General features: G+C 63.3%; 14 protein-coding genes. 2 read left to right on the plus strand and 12 right to left on the minus strand.

The window, feature by feature from the left end; all coding sequences use genetic code 11:
* Position 1 precedes the first annotated feature (1 nt).
* Together B2994_RS05800 and B2994_RS05805 are read right to left on the minus strand one after the other, a co-directional pair.
* Entirely contained in the window at positions 2–1,603 is a 1,602-nt protein-coding gene (locus B2994_RS05800; protein ID WP_291527419.1) for an ABC-F family ATP-binding cassette domain-containing protein, read from the minus strand.
* Between the two features lie 139 nt (positions 1,604–1,742).
* Positions 1,743–2,492, minus strand: a complete 750-nt coding sequence (locus tag B2994_RS05805) for a carboxymuconolactone decarboxylase family protein (protein WP_291527420.1) — start codon at positions 2,490–2,492, stop codon at positions 1,743–1,745.
* Positions 2,493–2,664: 172 nt separating this feature from the next.
* Between B2994_RS05805 and B2994_RS05810 the strand changes: the two genes are divergently transcribed.
* Together B2994_RS05810 and B2994_RS05815 are read left to right on the plus strand one after the other, a co-directional pair.
* Positions 2,665–3,270 carry a TetR/AcrR family transcriptional regulator gene (locus B2994_RS05810; protein ID WP_291527421.1) on the plus strand — a complete coding sequence of 202 codons (606 nt, stop codon included), beginning with the start codon at positions 2,665–2,667 and terminating at the stop codon, positions 3,268–3,270.
* Positions 3,271–3,312: 42 nt separating this feature from the next.
* Positions 3,313–4,236 (plus strand): LysR family transcriptional regulator, encoded by a 924-nt coding sequence (locus tag B2994_RS05815; RefSeq protein WP_291527422.1) that lies wholly within the window; start codon positions 3,313–3,315, stop codon positions 4,234–4,236.
* Positions 4,237–4,380: 144 nt separating this feature from the next.
* Here B2994_RS05815 and pyrE read toward each other — a convergent pair whose 3' ends face one another.
* The 10 genes from pyrE to metE all read right to left on the minus strand — a co-directional run bounded on the left by pyrE (position 4,381) and on the right by metE (position 17,611).
* On the minus strand, positions 4,381–5,076 hold the full coding sequence (pyrE, locus tag B2994_RS05820) for an orotate phosphoribosyltransferase (protein WP_291527423.1): 696 nt from the start codon (positions 5,074–5,076) through the stop codon (positions 4,381–4,383).
* A gap of 64 nt (positions 5,077–5,140) precedes the next feature.
* A complete protein-coding gene (locus B2994_RS05825) occupies positions 5,141–6,121 on the minus strand; it encodes a dihydroorotate dehydrogenase (protein ID WP_291527424.1) in 981 nt (326 codons plus the stop codon).
* A 1-nt stretch (position 6,122) separates the two neighbouring features.
* Positions 6,123–6,938 (minus strand): dihydroorotate dehydrogenase electron transfer subunit, encoded by an 816-nt coding sequence (locus B2994_RS05830; protein ID WP_291527425.1) that lies wholly within the window; start codon positions 6,936–6,938, stop codon positions 6,123–6,125.
* A gap of 73 nt (positions 6,939–7,011) precedes the next feature.
* Complete coding sequence (gene pyrF / locus B2994_RS05835) at positions 7,012–7,977, minus strand: orotidine-5'-phosphate decarboxylase (protein WP_291527426.1); 966 nt, start codon at positions 7,975–7,977, stop codon at positions 7,012–7,014.
* An 81-nt stretch (positions 7,978–8,058) separates the two neighbouring features.
* Positions 8,059–9,534, minus strand: coding sequence for a dihydroorotase (locus tag B2994_RS05840; RefSeq protein WP_291527427.1), 1,476 nt, complete (start codon positions 9,532–9,534; stop codon positions 8,059–8,061).
* 46 nt (positions 9,535–9,580) lie between these two features.
* Complete coding sequence (locus B2994_RS05845; protein ID WP_291527428.1) at positions 9,581–10,003, minus strand: aspartate carbamoyltransferase regulatory subunit; 423 nt, start codon at positions 10,001–10,003, stop codon at positions 9,581–9,583.
* Positions 10,003–10,989, minus strand: a complete 987-nt coding sequence (gene pyrB, locus B2994_RS05850) for an aspartate carbamoyltransferase (RefSeq protein WP_291527429.1) — start codon at positions 10,987–10,989, stop codon at positions 10,003–10,005. The genes B2994_RS05845 and pyrB overlap by 1 nt, the downstream gene beginning before the upstream one ends.
* Positions 10,990–11,147: 158 nt before the next feature.
* Positions 11,148–14,330, minus strand: coding sequence for a bifunctional [glutamine synthetase] adenylyltransferase/[glutamine synthetase]-adenylyl-L-tyrosine phosphorylase (locus tag B2994_RS05855; RefSeq protein WP_291527430.1), 3,183 nt, complete (start codon positions 14,328–14,330; stop codon positions 11,148–11,150).
* 26 nt (positions 14,331–14,356) lie between these two features.
* On the minus strand, positions 14,357–15,196 hold the full coding sequence (gene metF / locus B2994_RS05860; protein ID WP_291527431.1) for a methylenetetrahydrofolate reductase [NAD(P)H]: 840 nt from the start codon (positions 15,194–15,196) through the stop codon (positions 14,357–14,359).
* 114 nt (positions 15,197–15,310) lie between these two features.
* Positions 15,311–17,611 (minus strand): 5-methyltetrahydropteroyltriglutamate--homocysteine S-methyltransferase, encoded by a 2,301-nt coding sequence (gene metE, locus B2994_RS05865; protein ID WP_291527432.1) that lies wholly within the window; start codon positions 17,609–17,611, stop codon positions 15,311–15,313.
* Between the last annotated feature and the right edge of the window lie 13 nt (positions 17,612–17,624).

Consider the following 17,624-nt stretch of genomic DNA (forward strand, 5'->3'; position numbering starts at 1 on the left):
CCTATTCCTCGGCAACCAGGTCGAGGTATTCGTCGTTCCACAGGTCCTCGTCGCCGTCGGGCATGAGCAGGACGCGTTCGGGGTTGAGGGCCTGGACGGCGCCTTCATCATGGGTGACGAGGATGATGGCACCCTCGTATTTGGCGATGGCCTTGAGGATTTCGTCGCGGGAGGCCGGGTCGAGGTTGTTGGTGGGCTCGTCGAGCAGCAGGACGTTGGCGCGGGAGGTCACCAGCGTCGCCAGGGCCAGACGCGTTTTTTCGCCGCCCGAGAGGACGCGGGTGGGCTTCATGGCGTCGTCTCCCGAAAACAGGAAGGATCCCAGAATGGATCGGGCATGCGTGTCGTCCAGCTCGGGGGCGACATGGGTGAGGTTTTCGAGAACCGTGGCGTCCATGTCGAGGGTGTCGTGCTCCTGGGCGAAGTAGCCGATTTTTGCGCCGTGGCCGTAGACGACCTCGCCGGTGTCGGGCTGCTCCTCACCGGCCAAAATGCGCAGCGTGGTGGTTTTGCCCGCGCCGTTGTACCCGAGGATGACCACGCGGGAGCCTTTGTCGATGGCGAGGTTGATGCCGGCGAACACGATGTTCGAGCCGTAGGCTTTGGAGATGTCCTTGGCCATGATGGGCGTTTTGCCGCAGGGTGCCGGCTCCGGGAAGCGAATGTCCGCCACTTTCTCCTTTTTCTGGGCCTCGGAGGTGCCTTCGAGGAGCTTTTCGGCGCGCCGCATCATGTTCTGCGCCGCCACGGCCTTGGTGGCCTTGGCGTGCAGGCGAATGCCCTGCTTCATGAGGCGTTCGGCTTTCTTTTCGGCGACTTCGCGCTCGCGGCGGCGGCGTTCCTCGTCAACCGCACGCTGATGCAGATAGGCCTTCCAGCCGAGGGAGTACATGTCGATCCGGCCCAATTGGGCGTCCAGATGCCAGACCTTGTTGACGACTTCGTCGAGCAGCTCGGTGGAGTGCGAGATGACGAGGAAACCGCCTTCGAAGCGTTTGAGGTAGCCGCGCAGCCATTCGATGGAGTCTGCGTCCAAATGGTTGGTGGGCTCGTCGAGGATCATGGTGTCGGCGTCGGAGAAGAGGATGCGGGCGAGTTCGATGCGTCGGCGCTGACCGCCGGAGAGGGTGCCCAGCTGCTGCTGCATGACTTCCTGCGGAAGCCCCAGCGAGTTGGCCATGGCGATGGCCTCGGACTGGGCAGCATAGCCGCCCGCCTTGTCGAAGTCCTGCATGGCCTTGTCGTACCGGTTCATGGCTTTGGTCATGACGTCCGGATCCGGGTCGGTCATGTCTTTTTCGGCTTTGCGCAGGCGCGCGATGATGGTGGCGATGTCGCGGGCGCTCATCATGCGGTCGAGGGCGGTTTGGGACGGGTCCGCGGCGTGGGTGTCCTGAGGCAGGTATCCGAGCTTGCCGGAAACCCGCACCTTGCCGGCCGTGGGCAGCATGTCCCCGGTGATCACGCGGGTGAGCGTGGTCTTGCCGGCGCCGTTGCGTCCGACCAGACCGATTTTGTCACCTTTGGACACATGAAAATCCGTGGCGTGCAAGAGGGTGCGAGCGCCGATCTGAATTTCCAATCCCTGCGCCTCAATAGCCATATGTCATCCGCTCTTTCCACGTGGTCGCAAACTATGCCAGCCGATTATTGTGACAGATGACGCAGACTTAGATGGAACTTCCGTACCGCGCGCCCAGTACCGACACGGGCGGTTTTCGCGGACGTGCACGGCGTAGCCCCTATGCCTCGCAGGCGGCGCGGATACAGGCGATGGCGTTCAGCGAGCGCGGATAGCCGATGTACGGCAGTATCTGCGAGACCACGGCGATGAGGAATCCCTTCTCGTTGCCGACGCGCATATTGGCCGCGGCATGGGCGGTGGCCTGGGGGTCGCATCCGCCCTGGGAGACGAGGAAGCAGAACGTGATCATCTCACGCCACCGTGCGTCCAGTCCCTTGCGCGTGTAGTAGTCGCCGAAGCAGTTGTCCGCCAGCCAGCGGTCGATGTGCCGCGTGTCCTCCGGACCGGACCGCGCACGATTCCGCATCTTCTCTCCGAATAGTTCCGCCTGTTTGGTCTCCCCCGCCTCGAGGCGCGTTTCCGGGGTCACGGTGCCTTGGGGCTCGAGCGGCATGGGCACGTCCTTGTCCTGCAGATAGTCGTTGACCGTGTGAAGGAATGGAAGCACCCGCCCCATGCCAAGATAGGCCGTGCCCTGGTAGACGATTTCCTTGACCTGCACCGGGGTGACGCCGCTTTCCAGGGCGACGGGCAGCATGACTTCGAATTCGTCGACGGCGGACTCCCCCATCAGGGCGGCGAGAATCGCCATAGACCGCACCGGGTCGGTGAGATCGGGATGGTTCGCCTTCGGCTCGCGAATCACCTCGTCGTAGGCGAATCGCGAGAACAATTCCACGAATTGCGGGTCGGAATCGCCGAGCGGCATGCGTGAATCCGAGAACAAGCCCCTCTTTTTGCCGAACATTGGTTGGTCCTCCTTGTCTGCCGATGGTTGCCATCCTAGCAATGGCTCGTAACGGCCCGGAGGATTCCCGGCGGTCCGGGCGTCCGCCCCGACCCACACAATAGACACCATGTTGACGTAATAAAGAACTCCTAGTAGGCTGTTCCCCCGAGTCAACTTTCAAGGAGTCGATATGGCCCGCAAGCGCAACACCGGAACCGAGGCGAAGATCAAAGAGGCGTTCACCGCCCTGCTGAGGGAAAAGGGCTTCGACGCCATGACAGTCAGCGACATCGCGCGCACCGCGGGCATCAACCGAGGCACCTTCTACATGCACTACATGGACAAGTTCGACCTCAGGCAGCAGCTCATCGACAATGCGACGATGGACCTGCGCGACATTCTGACCCCGCCCGCAATCGCCTCCCACGCGACGCAGCCCGACAGGCATGTGAGCACGTTGGACGTCATCGCCCCCCAGGCGATACTGCGCGCGCTGCAATACGTCAAGAACGACGCGGCGTTCTTCGATGCGATCTCGCAATCCGGCCAGGACATGCGCATGTACGACGAGACGAAAACCATCCTCAAGAAAATGCTGGAGGACAACGCGGCCAGAATGAGGGTCAAACCGACGCTGGGAGGGCTTCCGGCCACCTACGGCTACGAAATCGTCGTATCGTCCGTCACCTCGATCATCTGGCTGTGGATTCGCCGCGGCTTTCTGGAAACTCCGGAAGCCATCACCAAATACATCGAGCTGAACAAGAGGCTCAGCCCGGTCGCGCTGCTTCGATAGGCGCCCCGGCCCAATACCGACGCGGTGGTATAACTACGAGCTATGACTATTCTTCAACTGCGCTACATCGTCAAGATCGTCGAATGCGGGTCGATGAACGAGGCATCGCATGAGCTGTACGTGTCCCAGCCGGCGTTGAGCTCCTCGGTGAAGGAGCTGGAGAACGAACTGGGCATCGAGATCTTCACCCGCCACTCGCAGGGCATCGCACTGACGGTGGACGGGGCGGAATTCCTCACCTATGCCCGCCAGGTGCTCGACCAGGCGGACCTCCTCGAGGAACGGTACAAGCACGCCAAGCCGCGCAAGCAGCTGTGCACGGTGTCCACGCAGCACTACATGTTCGCCGTCGAGGCCTTCGTGGAAATGATCAACTCCATCAAGTCCGACGAATACGAATTCACCATCCGCGAAACCAGGACCCGCGACATCATCAACCAAACCGCCAACATGCAGTCCGACCTGGGCATCATCTACCTGTCCGATTTCAACAAGGACGTCATCGGCAAACTGCTGCGCGAAAAGCACCTCGAGTTCCATCCGCTGTTCCGTGCGCCGCTGCACGTCTTCCTGGCGCGCACCAACCCGCTGGCGTCCAAGAAGTCGCTCACCATGGAGGATCTCAAGCCGTACCCCTTCATCCAATACGAGCAGGGCGAGGAGGGGAGCTTCTACTTCTACGAGGAGGCGGTCTGGCCGGACTACTCCCCCAAGCAAATCAACGTCACCGACCGCGCCACCATCCTCAACTTCATCATCGGCCTCAACGGCTACACGGTGTGCACGGGCATCGACAACGGCGATCTCAACAATGAGAAAATCGTCACCGTGCCGTTGGAATCCGATGAGACCATGCTCGTGGGGTGGATCACCAACGAACGCGCCAAACTCTCATCCGCGGCGGAGAACTATCTCGACAGGCTCAAGTCCGTGGTGTCGGCGCACGGATACACGCTGATCGACTAGCTCATTCAACCGACGCCAGGCGTTCGCACCACCTGCGAGTTGAGGCTCCCGCCCCTGTATTATCGCAGCGGGCGGGAGCCTCAACTGTCTGCCGTCAATGCGCCGCCAACCGTCTCACGCCATTGGGGGCAGGGGCCATGGGATTCACGCGCCGTATCGGTCGAGGTAGGCGTCGGCTGCGGCCTTGATCGCCTCGGTCACATACGGCATACCGTCGGCGGCGGCGATATGCCGGCCGGCCTCGAAGATCTCGCGCACATTGGCGATCGCAAACACCGGGAATCCGAATTCGGCCTCGACGGCCTTCACCGCCGACACGTCGGAACCCCTGGTCTTCTCCATGCGATCGACCGAAAGCACCAGGCCGACGATCTCGACGTTGGCTTCGGCCTTCAACTTGGGAATGACCTCACGCACCGCGGTGCCGGCGGTCATCACATCGTCGACCAACAGCACCTTCATGCCGTCGGACAACTGGGTGCCCACCATCACGCCGCCGTCGCCATGGTCCTTCCTCTCCTTGCGGTCGAAGGTGTATCCGACCTGGAGATCATGGGCGCCGGTGAGCGCGATCGCCGTGGAGACGGCCAGCGGGATGCCCTTGTAGGCGGGTCCGAAAATCGTGTCGATGTCGTGGGGCAGATTGCCGGAGGCGATTTCCTCGGCGATTTTTTCGGCATAGAACGCGCCGAGCGTGGCGATCTTACGGCCGTCGTCGAATGCGCCGGCGTTGATGAAATACGGCGACCTGCGGCCGGATTTCAAGGTGAAGTCGCCGAATTTCAGCGCCTTGGACTCCAAGAGGAACTGGGTGAAGCGAATGTCCAGATTGCCGCTCATAACGAAATGCTCCTTCGATTGTGTTGGTGATCGTTGCCAATGGATGCATGGGACGAGGCCACGGTTACCGCCATGATTGGCCCGCCGCCAGCTTGCCGGCCAGGTCGGGCCGCTGGTCAAGCAGCGCGTCGAGTTCGCGGGCGATGCGCAACGGGGCGATCGGATCGAACAGGGCGGCCGCGCCCACTTCCACCGCATTCGCGCCGGCATACAGGTATTCCAACGCCTTTTCGCCCGAATCGATGCCGCCGATGCCGATGATCGGCACATCCGGCAGCGCCGTGCGGACCTGCCATACCTTGGCCAGGCCGATCGGCAACACGGCCGGACCGGAGACGCCGCCGGTCACATGATCGATGATCGGCTTGCCGGTGCGCGTGTTGATGCGCATGCCGACGACCGTGTTGATCAGGCTGAGCGCGTCGGCCCCGGCCTCCACCGCCGCCTGGGCGGGAGCCGTGATGTCGGTGACGTTGGGCGTGAGCTTGACGATCATCGGCTTGTCGGTCAGTGAACGCAGCCGGGAGACAAGCCGATACAGCGCCTGCGGATCGGTCCCCACGCTCATGCCGCCATGGCTCACGTTTGGGCAGCTGACGTTGATCTCCAGCATATCGGCCGGCGACGAGGCCAGTTTGGCGACCACTTCGGCATAGTCGTCATCGCTGTGTCCGCAGACATTGGTCACGACGTTGGCGTTGATCGCCTTCAGCTTGGGAAGATCGTCCTCGAGATAGTGGTCGACGCCGGGGTTCTGCAAACCGACCGCATTGATGTTGCTGGCGGGCCCCTCGGCGGTGCGCACACCCGGGTTGCCCTCCCATGGAACCGGGGACACGCCTTTGGTGCTGACGGCGCCGAGCTGGCTCACATCATAGAACCAGCGCACGGCGGCATATTGGAACGTGCCGGACGCCGTACCCACCGGATTCTTCCACGGCACACCCGCCACCACCGTCGGATGACGCCACTCATATGGCTCGTACAGGTTCGCCTGCCGGTCCTCGCATCGGTCGGTCGCTGCCGCTGTTGCCGCTGTCGTCATGTCATTCCCCCCATCCAAGTTGCTCACGGGTAAACACCGGGCCGTCGCTGCACACTTTCAGACGGCCGTCCACTGTATCGACGGTGCAAAGCACGCAGGTGCCGTATCCGCATCCCATGCGCTGTTCCATGCTCAGCTGGCAGGGCAGATCGCGCTCCACAGCCCAGCCGGCCACGGCCTTCATCATCGGCAGCGGGCCGCACGACAGGATCGTCGTATTGCCATCGGCGGCAAATTCACCGGCGTGGGCGTCCAGCAGCGTGATCACATTGCCCCGGGACTCGTCGATGCTCAGCGTGGCGTCCGCGTAACGGCTCACATAGTCGTCCGCGAAATGGTCGTTTCGGTAGCCGAACACCGCGGTGGTGGTCGCGTCGTCCCGCCCGGACAGGCACTGGGCCGCGTAGATCAGCGGGGGCACGCCGAGACCGCCGCCGACCAGCACGTAATGGCCGGCTTCCTTGACCTTGAAGGGCCGTCCCAGCGGTCCCAGCACATCCAGCGTGTCGCCGACACGCATCGCGGCGAGTTCCCGGGTGCCTTCGCCGATCACCGCGAAGATGACGCTGACGTCATCGCCGTCGACCTCGCTGACGCCGAATGGCCGCGGCATCAGATGCATCGGGTCCCTGACGAACAGATCGACGAACTGAGCCGGCTTCGCGTGGGCCGCGATATAGGGGTCCCGGAAGCTCAGGCGTACAACGCCGTCCGTCAATTCGCCGATATCGGTGATCTCAACGGGATGACGCGGAGGGAAAAACCCTGCGGCCGTCGCCTCGTCGACGATCCTGGCCGTGCGTGAAAAAGTCGGCATTTCCTTGATGCTCTCCTGTCCTTGTTCTGCTGACGTAATGATGGAAAAAGGGAAACGGCGGCGGGGAACCGTGCTACAGCACGGCCCGCAGATCGTCGCGCATCGCGATCGCCGCCTGCCGCGCCGCCCGAGCGACGAGGTCCAGGGCGTCGTGCGCGCTCATGGATTCGCTGTACCGGCCGGATTTCCTCCACGCCCCGATGATCCCGCGCGTGGAGCTGATCGCCGCGCCGGATCCGTTCGCGTCGAACATGCCCGCCACGTCCGCCGCGGTGCCTCCCTGGGCTCCGTAGCCGGGCACCAGGAAGAAGGTGTGCGGCATGCGCCGGCGCAGCGCCCTGCCCTCCTGAGGATGGGTCGCGCCCACCACGGCGCCGACACGGGAATATCCGCGCTCTCCCAGGGTGCCCTCCCCCCACCGCTCGACGAGGTCGGCGACCCGCTCATAGAGCTTGCCGCCGCCGACGAGATCAAGCATCTGCAGTTCGCTGGACGAGGGATTGGACGTGCGGACCAGCACGAAGATGTCCTTGTCGTTGTCCCGGGCCGCCTCGACGAACGGGGTGATGCCATCGGTGCCCAGATACGGGTTGACGGTGACGGCGTCCTCATGCCACGGGTCGAAGCGCTCATCGGAGCCGGCGAGGGACACGCCGCTGAGACGGTGGGCGTAGGCGGCCGCAGTGGAGCCGATGTCACCGCGCTTGACGTCCCCCAGCACATAGAGCCCGCGCTCGGCCGCGTATTCGCAGGTCATGGCATACACGTCGACGCCGTTGGTGCCCAGCGCCTCGTACATGGCGCTTTGCGGTTTGACCGCGGGCACGATGTCGCATACCGCATCGATGATCGTGCGGTTGAACTCGTAGAACGCCACCGCCAACTGCGCGGCCGGCGCTTCGGCCGGGTCCTCGACCTCATCGCGGATCTCGTCGGCGAAGCTGGCCACCACCTGCGGGGGAACCAGCGCTTCGGTGGGGTCCAAACCGACGATGGCCGGATTCTGTTTGGCGTTGATCGCGTCGATAAGTCGATCCATGAGATACTCCTGTACTGGTTGGTTGTCGAGCTGGTGAATTGATGCGTCCGGTGACGTGTCCGGCCGCCGGGGCCGCGAACGCTATGACAGTCGGGTGAACGCCAGACTGCCCGCGATGATGGTGGCCATCGGGCGGCCCGTGACATGCCATCCGCCGAACGGGGTGTTGCGCGCCTTGGAATGGAAGCGCTCGGGATCCACCGTCCAGGGGGCATCGGTGCCGAGCACCACCAGATCGACGTCGCCGGCGTCGTCGCCGAGCCGGGACAGATCCAGCAGGCGGTTGCGCCCTGCGCCGGAGACGGCATGGCCGCTGCCATTCGACGCCGCGTCATTGGGGGCCGGCTCGGAATACCGCTCGACCAGATCGCCGACGTCCGTGGGCGCATGCCCCAGCAGCCGGGCCGGCGCGACGGACATGAGTTCGATCAGCCGCTCGTCCGAGATGAACCCGCCGTCGACCAGCACCTTGTGGCACACGCCATAGGAGCATTCCAGGCCGATGATGCCGTTCGGAGCCTCAAGGAATCCCAAGGCCTTTTCATCCATGGTGTGCGGCGCGTGGTCGGTTGCCAGCAGATCGACGGTACCGTCGGCGATGGCGGCGATGGTGGCCCGCCGATCCGCCTCGCTTCTCAGCGGCGGGTTCATTTTGGCAAGGGTGCCGTAGGTGAGCAGGGCCTCGTCGCTGAGCGCCAGATAATGCGGCGCCGTCTCGCAGGTGATCGGCAGTCCCTCGGCCTTGGCCTTGCGGATGGCGTCGAACGAACAGGCCGTACTGACATGCTGGAAGTGGATATGCACGCCGGTTCGGCGCGCCGCCTCGATGTCGCGCTCCACGATCTTCAGCTCGGTGTCTTCGGGGATGCCGGGCACCCCGAGACGACGTGACACCGGCCCGTCGTTGACGGCGCCGGTATCGTGGTGCTCGCAATGCTCGATCAGATACAGGCCCGTCGCGTCGGCGTTGGCAAGCACATCATCGAGGATGCCGGCGGGCACCGCAGCCCCGTCGTCGCTGATGGCCGTCACCGGATGGGCGAGGGCCGATGCGTCCCTGCCTTCGTCACCGGCGCCGGGCAGATATGCACGCCAGGCATCGCGGTCCGACGCCTGGCGGCCGGCGCGACCTTTCGAGGCGCAAACGCAGAGATCGTACCGAACCGGCAGCGTGACCCGATGAATGCTCGCATAGTGCTGCAGATAGTCGATGACATTGGAGTATCCGGCGTCAAGCACTTCCCGCGCGCCGGGCTGACCGTCCTCCACGGGCTCACCGTCCATGGCCGGCAGCGTGTTCGGCATGATCAGCACATTGGTATAGCCGCCCGACGCCGCGGCCTCGCATCCGGAGAGCATCGACTCCTTATAGGTCTGCCCCGGATCGCGGAAATGGACGTGAGGGTCCTCAAACCCCGGGGCGAGGGTCAGGCGGGAGGCGTCCACCACCTGATCGGCGTCGGCATCCGTCTCGCGGATCGTCGCCTCGGACGTCGGCACCACCAGATCAATCACTTCACCGGTATTCCAGACTCGGATATTGCGAAGCGTCAGCATACAGCCTCCTTGGAGGGGAATCATGGATTCGGTACAGCGGAACCGGCTACAACTTGGCTTCCTCGTCGCAGTAATCGCAACGGTATTCCTGACGCTCGCTGTGGGACAGGTGGAACATCTGGTGGATGCCGCGTTCGGTCCGGGTGACGCAACGGGGATTGACGCAGGTGATGACGTCAACCATGTGCTCGGGAAGGTTCGGCTTGATTTTCTTGACGATCTTGCCGCCGCGCACCACGTCGATGGTGGCCGACCGGGCCACGAAGCCCAGCACGTCGAGATTGAGATCCGGCTGGGGATCCTCGATCTTGATGATGTCCTTGGAACCGTACAGATGGCTTGACGCGTTCATGATGAGCGCCAGCTTGGCGGTGGAGGGATCGATGTCCAGATAAGCCAGCACCTTCAGCGCTGTGCCCGCGGGCACATGGTCGATGATGATGCCGTTCACAATGCTGGTGACTTCCATCAGGCCTTGACCTCCTTGCCGCTCAGCGGCTCGTAACCGGGCAGGTCGTCGTCCAACAGCGAGCTCACCAGCGCCATGCGCATCAGCATGCCGTTCTTGACCTGTTCGAAATATGCGGCCCGCGGATCGTCGTCAACCTCCACGGCGATCTCGTTGACACGCGGCAATGGGTGCAGCACGGCCATATGGGGCTTGGCGGCGGACAGCTTGCTCTCATCGAGAATGTACGTGTCGCGCAGGCGCAGGTAGTCGTCCTCGTTGAAGAAGCGCTCCTTCTGCACGCGGGTCATATAGAGCACGTCAAGATCACCGATGACGCCGGCCAGATCACGGACTTCGACGTAGGAGCAGCTCGGCGCGGATTTGATGCGGTCGATCACATACTGGGGGGTCTTGAGCTCCTCGGGGCTGATCAGCACAAAATCCACATTGCCGAAGCGGCACAGCGTTTCGATCAGAGAATGCACGGTGCGACCGAAGGTCAGATCGCCGCACAGTCCGATCGTGAGATGGGTGATGCGTCCGAACCTGGATTGCATGGTCGCCAGATCCGCCAGCGTCTGGGTGGGATGCATGTGGCCGCCGTCGCCGGCGTTGATCACGGGGACGGAGGCGGCGCGCGACGCCACCAAGGCAGCGCCTTCCTTGGGATGACGCATGGCGACGATGTCGGCGTAGTTGGACACGACCTTCAGCGTATCCGCGATGGACTCGCCTTTGGTCGCCGAGCTGAGCTGGGAGCCTGCGAAGCCGATCACCGAGCCGCCGAGCCGCAGCATGGCGGTTTCGAAACTCAGACGCGTGCGCGTGGAAGGCTCATAGAACAACGTAGCGAGCACCCGACCGTCACAGGTATGCGCCACTTCACGACGGTGCGCGTCAATGTATTCGGCCTTGTGGAGCAAGTCCTCAATCTGATGGGTGGAAAAATCGTCGAGCGTTACCAGGCTCCGCCCCTTGAGAGGGACCTCAGGCTGTTCTGACACGGCTCACCTTTCTAAAGTTGTGTTCGAAAAGGTGGCCACTCGATGTGACCTTGTCAAGGGTACGCCACGAGGAAGACACCTTCCGTTCACCTGACTGCGCGAGTCGGATGGGACGGCGGGCGCCCCGCGCGGCGTCCGCGACGTTCGCGACGGCGGGCTTACCGGCTGAACCGGGTATGCCGACGTCCGGGGCGCACCGACAGGACGCGCACGGGGGCTTTCGGTACGGTGGGTTTGGTGTTCGACAGACCATAGAACAGGCGTTCCACCACTTCGCGGCATTTGCGCATGACGCCCAGGAGCTCGTTGTCGAACTGCTGGCCGCGATGAGCCGACTGGCCCAGATACACCGCGATACCGCCCAGCGTGTATATGTCGTCGGGCAGGATATCAGCCTGGTTGGCACGGCCCGACCATAGATAGTTGCCATTGCGGACCGCCGTGCACAGACGCCACGCGGCTTCGAGAATCTTGGCGTCGCCCACGTCGACGAATCCCAATGCGACCAATTGCGACAAGGCGCTCAGCGTTCCGCCCACCCGCAGTTGCGCATGCCTGCCGGCATGCTGCAGCTGAAGCAGCTGGACGGTCCACTCCACGTCGGAGAGCCCGCCCTTGCCGAGTTTGAGATGCCGATCTCGACGCACGCCGCGGGGCAGGCGCTCGGCCTCCATGCGGGCCTTGAGCTTGCGGATGTCCGCAAGCTGCGCGGAGGACAGCGGCTCCTCGCTGTAGCGCAGCGGATCGGCGATTTCGGTGAGGAAGTCGTGGCCGAGCGCCGCGTCCCCGGCGGCATGACGGGCGCGCAACAGCGCCTGGCGCTCCCAGGTGCTGGCCCACGTCGTGTAATACTCGCGGCATGACGCGAAGGAGCGGATAATGGGACCGTTCTTGCCCTCGGGCCTCAAATCCAGATCCAATTCGATCTTGCGCTCCACGGTGGTCGGACCGGAGAGGATTTGGCGCAAGTCGTCAACCACGGATTTGGAGAACCGCCCGGCTTCGTGATCTTCGGCGCCGTTCATCGATCGATAGATCAGTATGGCGTCGGCATCCGAGCTGAAGTTCACTTCGCCGCCGCCATAACGTCCCATGGCAATCACCGCGATGGCGGCCGGGGCCGCGTCCAGACCCTGCTCACGCAGTTGATGGGCGACCGACCAATCCAGCGATGCCTGAATCAGCGCGTCATACACGTCGGTCATGCCCTTGAGGCTGGTGGCGTCGTCGATGACGCCGCTCATCCATCCCAGTCCGATGCGTTCGATCTCATGCCGGCGCATGGCGCGGATCGACGTGGCGAAATCATTGATGCTGCCGGCGTTCCGCTCCAAGGTGGCGCGGCACTGCACATCGAGATTCTCGCGGCTTCTGGCCTTGAGGTCGTCATCGCTGCCCAGCCAGGTGATCGACTCAACCGATTTGGTCAGCGCGTCGCCCAGAAAACGGGAGTTCGACAGCACGTGGCACAGCCGCTGGGCGGCGGACGGCGAATCGCGCAGGAAGCCCAGATATTCGCTTTCGGAGCCGAAATTCTCCTCGAGTTTGCGCCAGTTCAGCAGTCCCATGTCGGGATTTTGCCCGTTTCCCAGCCATTCAAGCACAGCCGGCAGAATGATGCGATTGATCTTGGCCGCGCGGCTCACACCGCTGGTCAGCGCCGTCACATGGCGCATGGCACTGTCCGGATCCGCGAAACCGATGGAGACGAAACGCGTTTTGGCGGCTTCGGAGCTGAGCGTCACCTCGTCGGGATCCAATCGCGCCGCAATCGGAAGCATGGGACGGAAGTAGATGTCCTGATGCAGACGGCGCACCTCGCGGCGTATCGCATCGAACTGTTCGACAAGCTCTTCCGGATGCAGCTTCATGGCGCGGCTGAGGCGGCGCAGCTCGGCGTTCCTGCCCAGTTCGTCCTTGCTGATCTGACGCTTGCGCTCTATGCCGCCGACGCTGCCCTGCCCCAAATCCGGAAACAGGTGCGTGCGCTTCAACGCCCACATCTGCTGACGATGTTCAAGCACCCGCTCGAACCGGTAGTCATGCGAGAGCTTCGCGGCCTGCCTGCGCGAGACGTACCCGCCATCGGATAGCGCCTGCAGCGAATCCAACGTGGACGCGGTGCGCAGCGACTCGTCGGTTCGGCCATGGACCAGCTGGAGCATCTGCACGGTGAACTCCACATCGCGCAGGCCACCCCGCCCGAGTTTGATTTCGCGGTCCTTCAGGGGGGACGGGATCAGATCCTCAACCCGCTTGCGCATCTGCTGACAGTCGTAGACGAAGTTCTTGCGCTGCGAAGCGCTCCAGACGAACGGACGGGTCATATCGACATAGCTGTGCCCGAGGTCGGGGTCGCCGGCCACCCGACGGGCCTTCAGCAGGGCCTGGAATTCCCAGTTTTCCGCCCACTTCTCGTAATAATGCCTGTGGGAGTCCAGGGTGCGCACCAGTGGGCCGTCCTTGCCCTCGGGCCGCAATCCCCCGTCGATCTGCCACAACGCCGGTTCGGCGCAGCCCATGATCACGGACATGCAGACGCGCTGCAGCAGGGTTCCCATCTTGGTGCCCACACGGATCAGGCGCTGATGGTCGATGCCGTCGTCGGCCGGCTCGACCACGTAGATCAGATCCACATCGGAGACATAGTTGAGTTCCTGGGCACCCAGCTTGCCCATGCCGATGATGGCGAAGCGAACGTGCTCGCTTCCCTCGACCTCATGCCGCGCGATCGCCAGTGCGCCTTCAAGCGCGGCGTCGGCCAGATCCGACAGCATGCGGCTGATCACCGGCTGCACGTACAGGGGGTCCTCGGCGGTGACGTCGCTGGCCATGATCGCCGACAGATGCCTGCGATAGCTGCGCCGAAGCGCGGTGGTGGCGTCGGCCAGGCCAAGACCGGCGACGGGCGCGACGGCAGTTGGGTCGGCCCCGACGGCTTCAAGGATATTCGACCTGCGTTCCGCGGCGGACAACTGGTTGCTTCGGCAGGGATCCGCGGCCGCGGCGGCTACCAGACCCGGCCGGATGCGCATCAGTTTGCCGATTTCGTCGGAGGCCCCGAGCACACAGACCAGACGGCGCTGATCGTCCTCGGTAGGCGCCAGCTCGCTGAAGCTGATGCGGCGCGACGGCAGCGACACAAGGATGTCATGCAGGTTGCGCAGGGCCGCGTCAGGATCGTAGGCGCATTGCAGCGAGGACAGCAGCACGTCAAGTTGCTTGGCTCCCATCCCGGCTTCATGAAGCGCTTCGATAAGTCGCTTGGCCTCCTCGATGTCGAGGAGACCCGCGTGGATCAGCTCCCGTGTACTGACGGTGTTGGGGGTAACAGTAGCCATGGATTCCAATCTACTCGATTAAGCGGTCAGCCGAACAACGGCCGCACATTATTCCAGATTCTTCTGGTAGCCGCCGGCTTGTTCATCGAATACAGATGGATCCCGTCCACGCCATGCGCCACCAAATCGCTGATCTGCTCGGAAGCGTACAGTTCGCCGGCCTTGGTGAGCTTTGCCGGGTCGTCGCCCCATCGCTCAAGCAGCGTTTCCACGCGAGACGGCACGCGGGAACCGCATAGACGGGCCATGCGGCGCACCGAAGCCGCATTTGTCACCGGCATAATGCCCGCCTCGATCGGCACGGTGATGCCGGCGGAGCGGGCCATGTCGAGGAAGCGGTAAAAATCGTCATTGCAGTAGAACAACTGGGAGATCAGATGGCTGGCGCCCGCATCGACCTTGCGCTTGAGGAACTCGACGTCCTGTTCGAAGCTGGCCGCCTGCGGATGCTTCTCCGGATAGCATGCGCCGTAGATTTTCAGCTCGGGACGCTGCTCGCGCACGTAGGCGACCAGGTCGCTGGCGTGCTGGAACACCCCCGCGGGCGTGCGGTCCGGAACGGGATCCCCTCGCAGGGCCAGCACGCCGGCCACCTTGGCCTCGTCGAACATGGCCAGCGCCTCGTCCACGGCCTGGCGGTCAAGGTACTGGGCGGTCAGATGGGCCACCGCCGGAATGTGATATTCGGCGTGAATGGTGTTGCAGATGCGCGCGGTGGCGGTGCGGTCGGATGATTTGCCGGTTCCGTACGTCACCGAGATGAACGCCGGGTTGAGTCCTTCAAGCCCGTCAAGCGTATCGTAGATGGTTCCGACCGGGGCGTTGCGCCTGGGCGGAAACACTTCCAAAGAGAACAGGGTGGTCATGCGGTTTCCTTTTTCGTCTGGATAATTCGACGAAGGATCTCCCGGCAATCGCCTTGGAGATCCTTCACTGCACATTGATGGTTCCGGTCGGGCGGCGTGCTGGCCGCCCCGAGCTCAGGAGAGCTTGGCGCGCACGGCCTTGGCGGCGGCGACCATATGCTCCAGGCTGGGCCAGGTTTCGGCCTGCCCGCGGGTCTTCAAACCGCAGTCCGGGTTGATCCACACCTTCTCCACGGCCATCTTGTCGAGAATCTCGCCAATGCGTCCCTCGATCTCCTGCTCGGAGGGGATGCGCGGCGAATGGATGTCGTAGACGCCCGGACCGGCTTCGGTTTCGAACCTGGCTTCGTGGATGGCGTCCAGCACCACCAAATCGCCGCGGGACGCCTCGAAGGAGATCACGTCCGCATCCATGGCATCAATGTCGCGAATGATGTCGTTGAACTCCGAATAGCACATGTGGGTGTGGATCTGCGTGGTCGGCTTCACCGCGGAATGCACCAGACGGAAGGCGGGAATGGCCCAGTCGAGGTACTTGGCATGCCAGTCGGACTTGCGCAGCGGCAGCTTTTCGCGCAGCGCGGCCTCATCGATCTGGATGACCTTGATGCCCGCCGCCTCGAGGTCGAGTACTTCGTCGCGGATGGCGAGGGCAAGTTGCTTGGTCTGCTGCTCATGGGTGATGTCCTCGCGCGGCCAAGACCAGTTGAGGATGGTCACCGGGCCGGTGAGCATGCCCTTCATGACGTGCTTGGTCCTGGACTGCGCATAGGCGGACCATTCGACGGTGATCGGCTTGGCGCGGGACACATCGCCCCATACGATCGGGGGCTTCACGCAGCGGGTGCCGTAGGACTGCACCCAGGCGTTCTTGGTGAACAGGAAGCCGTTGAGGTTCTGCCCGAAGTACTCGACCATGTCGTTGCGCTCGAACTCACCGTGAACGAGCACGTCGAGGCCGATCTCCTCCTGGTGCCTGATGCATTCGTCGATCTGGGTCTTGATGAACTCGTCGTAGGCTTCCTTGGTGATTTCACCCTTGCGCAGCTTGGCGCGCTCGGCGCGGATCTCCTTGGTCTGCGGGAAGGAGCCGATGGTGGTGGTGGGCAGCAGCGGCAGTCCCAACGCCTCGCGTTGCAGCTTCTGGCGTTCCGCGCGCAGCGGGGTGCGCACGTAATCGGCGTCGGTGAGCTTGTTGATGCGATCGGCCACCGCCTGGTCGGGAGTCACGCGGGTGCCGTCGAACAGCGCCTGGTTCGCCGCAAGGGCCTTATCGGACTTGAGTGCCTCGTCGTCCAGATCGGCGAGAGCCGCGATCTCGCTGAGTTCGCCGAGCTTTTCGACGGCGAAGGCGAAATGCTTCAGGTTCTCCGGGGCGATGCCGGTTTCGCCCTCGGTGCTGAACGGCACGTGGAGCAGGGAGCTGGCGGTGGAGACGGCCACGTTCGCGGTCTTCTCCTTCAGGGCGTCGATGATGCCGAGGCTCAGGGCATAGTTGTTGCGCCAGATGTTGCGGCCGTTGACCACGCCTGCAAACAGGGTGGTGCCGTCGGCCACGCCGTAGGTGTCAACCGCCTGCAGGTTCTCGTCGCGGCCTTCGTTGAGGTCAAGGCCGATGCCGTCGAATCCAAGCAGGTTCACGGTTTCGTACACGTCGGCGATATGGCCGAAGTAGGTGTTGAGCAGCACCTTGATCTTGCCGTTGCGGGCGGGCAGGATCTTGGAATACAGCGACTTGAAGAGTTCGACGTCGCCCGGCTCCTTGTCGAGCACCAGGTACGGCTCGTCGAACTGCACCCATTCGGCGCCAAGCTCGATGAATCTGGCCAGCACTTCGGCGTACACGGCGGCGACAGCCTGGCCGAGTCCCTTGTCGATTTCAAGCTCCTGGGCCTCGCTGGTGCGGGCCAGCTTGAGGAAGGTGTAGGGGCCGATGAACACCGGCTTGGTGAGGACGCCGAGTTCCTTGGCCTCGCTGAACTCGTCGAAGGCCTTGGTGGAGTTGAGCTTGATCTCGGTGGCGGCGTCGAATTCGGGCACCAGGTAGTGGTAGTTGGTGGTGAACCACTTCTTCATCGGCAGCGCGGTCACGTCGCCGGCCTCGCCCTGATAGCCACGGGCCATGGCGAACAGCGTGCCCTCGGCGTCGAGGGACAGGCGCTGGTAGCGCTGCGGAATCACATTCAGCAGGATGGCGGTGTCGAGCATCTGATCGTAGTAGCTGAAATCGTTGCTGGGGATCAGATCGATGCCGGCCGCCTGCTGAAGCTTCCAGTGCTTGGCGCGAAGGCCCTTCGCGGTGGAGCGGACGGCGTCTATGTCGTTCGCGCCCTTCCAGTAGCCTTCGATGATCTTCTTCAGTTCACGGTTCTGCCCAATACGCGGAAAGCCGGAAACGGACGTCAATGCAGACATGAATCCTCCAGAA

It is taken from the genome of Bifidobacterium sp. UBA744, assembly GCA_002298605.1.
In the GTDB taxonomy this organism is placed as follows: Bacteria; Actinomycetota; Actinomycetes; order Actinomycetales; family Bifidobacteriaceae; genus Bifidobacterium.

Bases quoted from the DNA above. Each gene is read 5' to 3' on its own strand.
- B2994_RS05800 (WP_291527419.1), bottom strand. From the start codon at position 1,603: ATGGCTATTGAGGCGCAGGGATTGGAAATTCAGATCGGCGCTCGCACC.
- B2994_RS05805 (WP_291527420.1), bottom strand. From the start codon at position 2,492: ATGTTCGGCAAAAAGAGGGGCTTGTTCTCGGATTCACGCATGCCGCTC.
- B2994_RS05810 (WP_291527421.1), top strand. From the start codon at position 2,665: ATGGCCCGCAAGCGCAACACCGGAACCGAGGCGAAGATCAAAGAGGCG.
- B2994_RS05815 (WP_291527422.1), top strand. From the start codon at position 3,313: ATGACTATTCTTCAACTGCGCTACATCGTCAAGATCGTCGAATGCGGG.
- pyrE (WP_291527423.1), bottom strand. From the start codon at position 5,076: ATGAGCGGCAATCTGGACATTCGCTTCACCCAGTTCCTCTTGGAGTCC.
- B2994_RS05825 (WP_291527424.1), bottom strand. From the start codon at position 6,121: ATGACGACAGCGGCAACAGCGGCAGCGACCGACCGATGCGAGGACCGG.
- B2994_RS05830 (WP_291527425.1), bottom strand. From the start codon at position 6,938: ATGCCGACTTTTTCACGCACGGCCAGGATCGTCGACGAGGCGACGGCC.
- pyrF (WP_291527426.1), bottom strand. From the start codon at position 7,977: ATGGATCGACTTATCGACGCGATCAACGCCAAACAGAATCCGGCCATC.
- B2994_RS05840 (WP_291527427.1), bottom strand. From the start codon at position 9,534: ATGCTGACGCTTCGCAATATCCGAGTCTGGAATACCGGTGAAGTGATT.
- B2994_RS05845 (WP_291527428.1), bottom strand. From the start codon at position 10,003: ATGGAAGTCACCAGCATTGTGAACGGCATCATCATCGACCATGTGCCC.
- B2994_RS05855 (WP_291527430.1), bottom strand. From the start codon at position 14,330: ATGGCTACTGTTACCCCCAACACCGTCAGTACACGGGAGCTGATCCAC.
- metF (WP_291527431.1), bottom strand. From the start codon at position 15,196: ATGACCACCCTGTTCTCTTTGGAAGTGTTTCCGCCCAGGCGCAACGCC.
- metE (WP_291527432.1), bottom strand. From the start codon at position 17,611: ATGTCTGCATTGACGTCCGTTTCCGGCTTTCCGCGTATTGGGCAGAAC.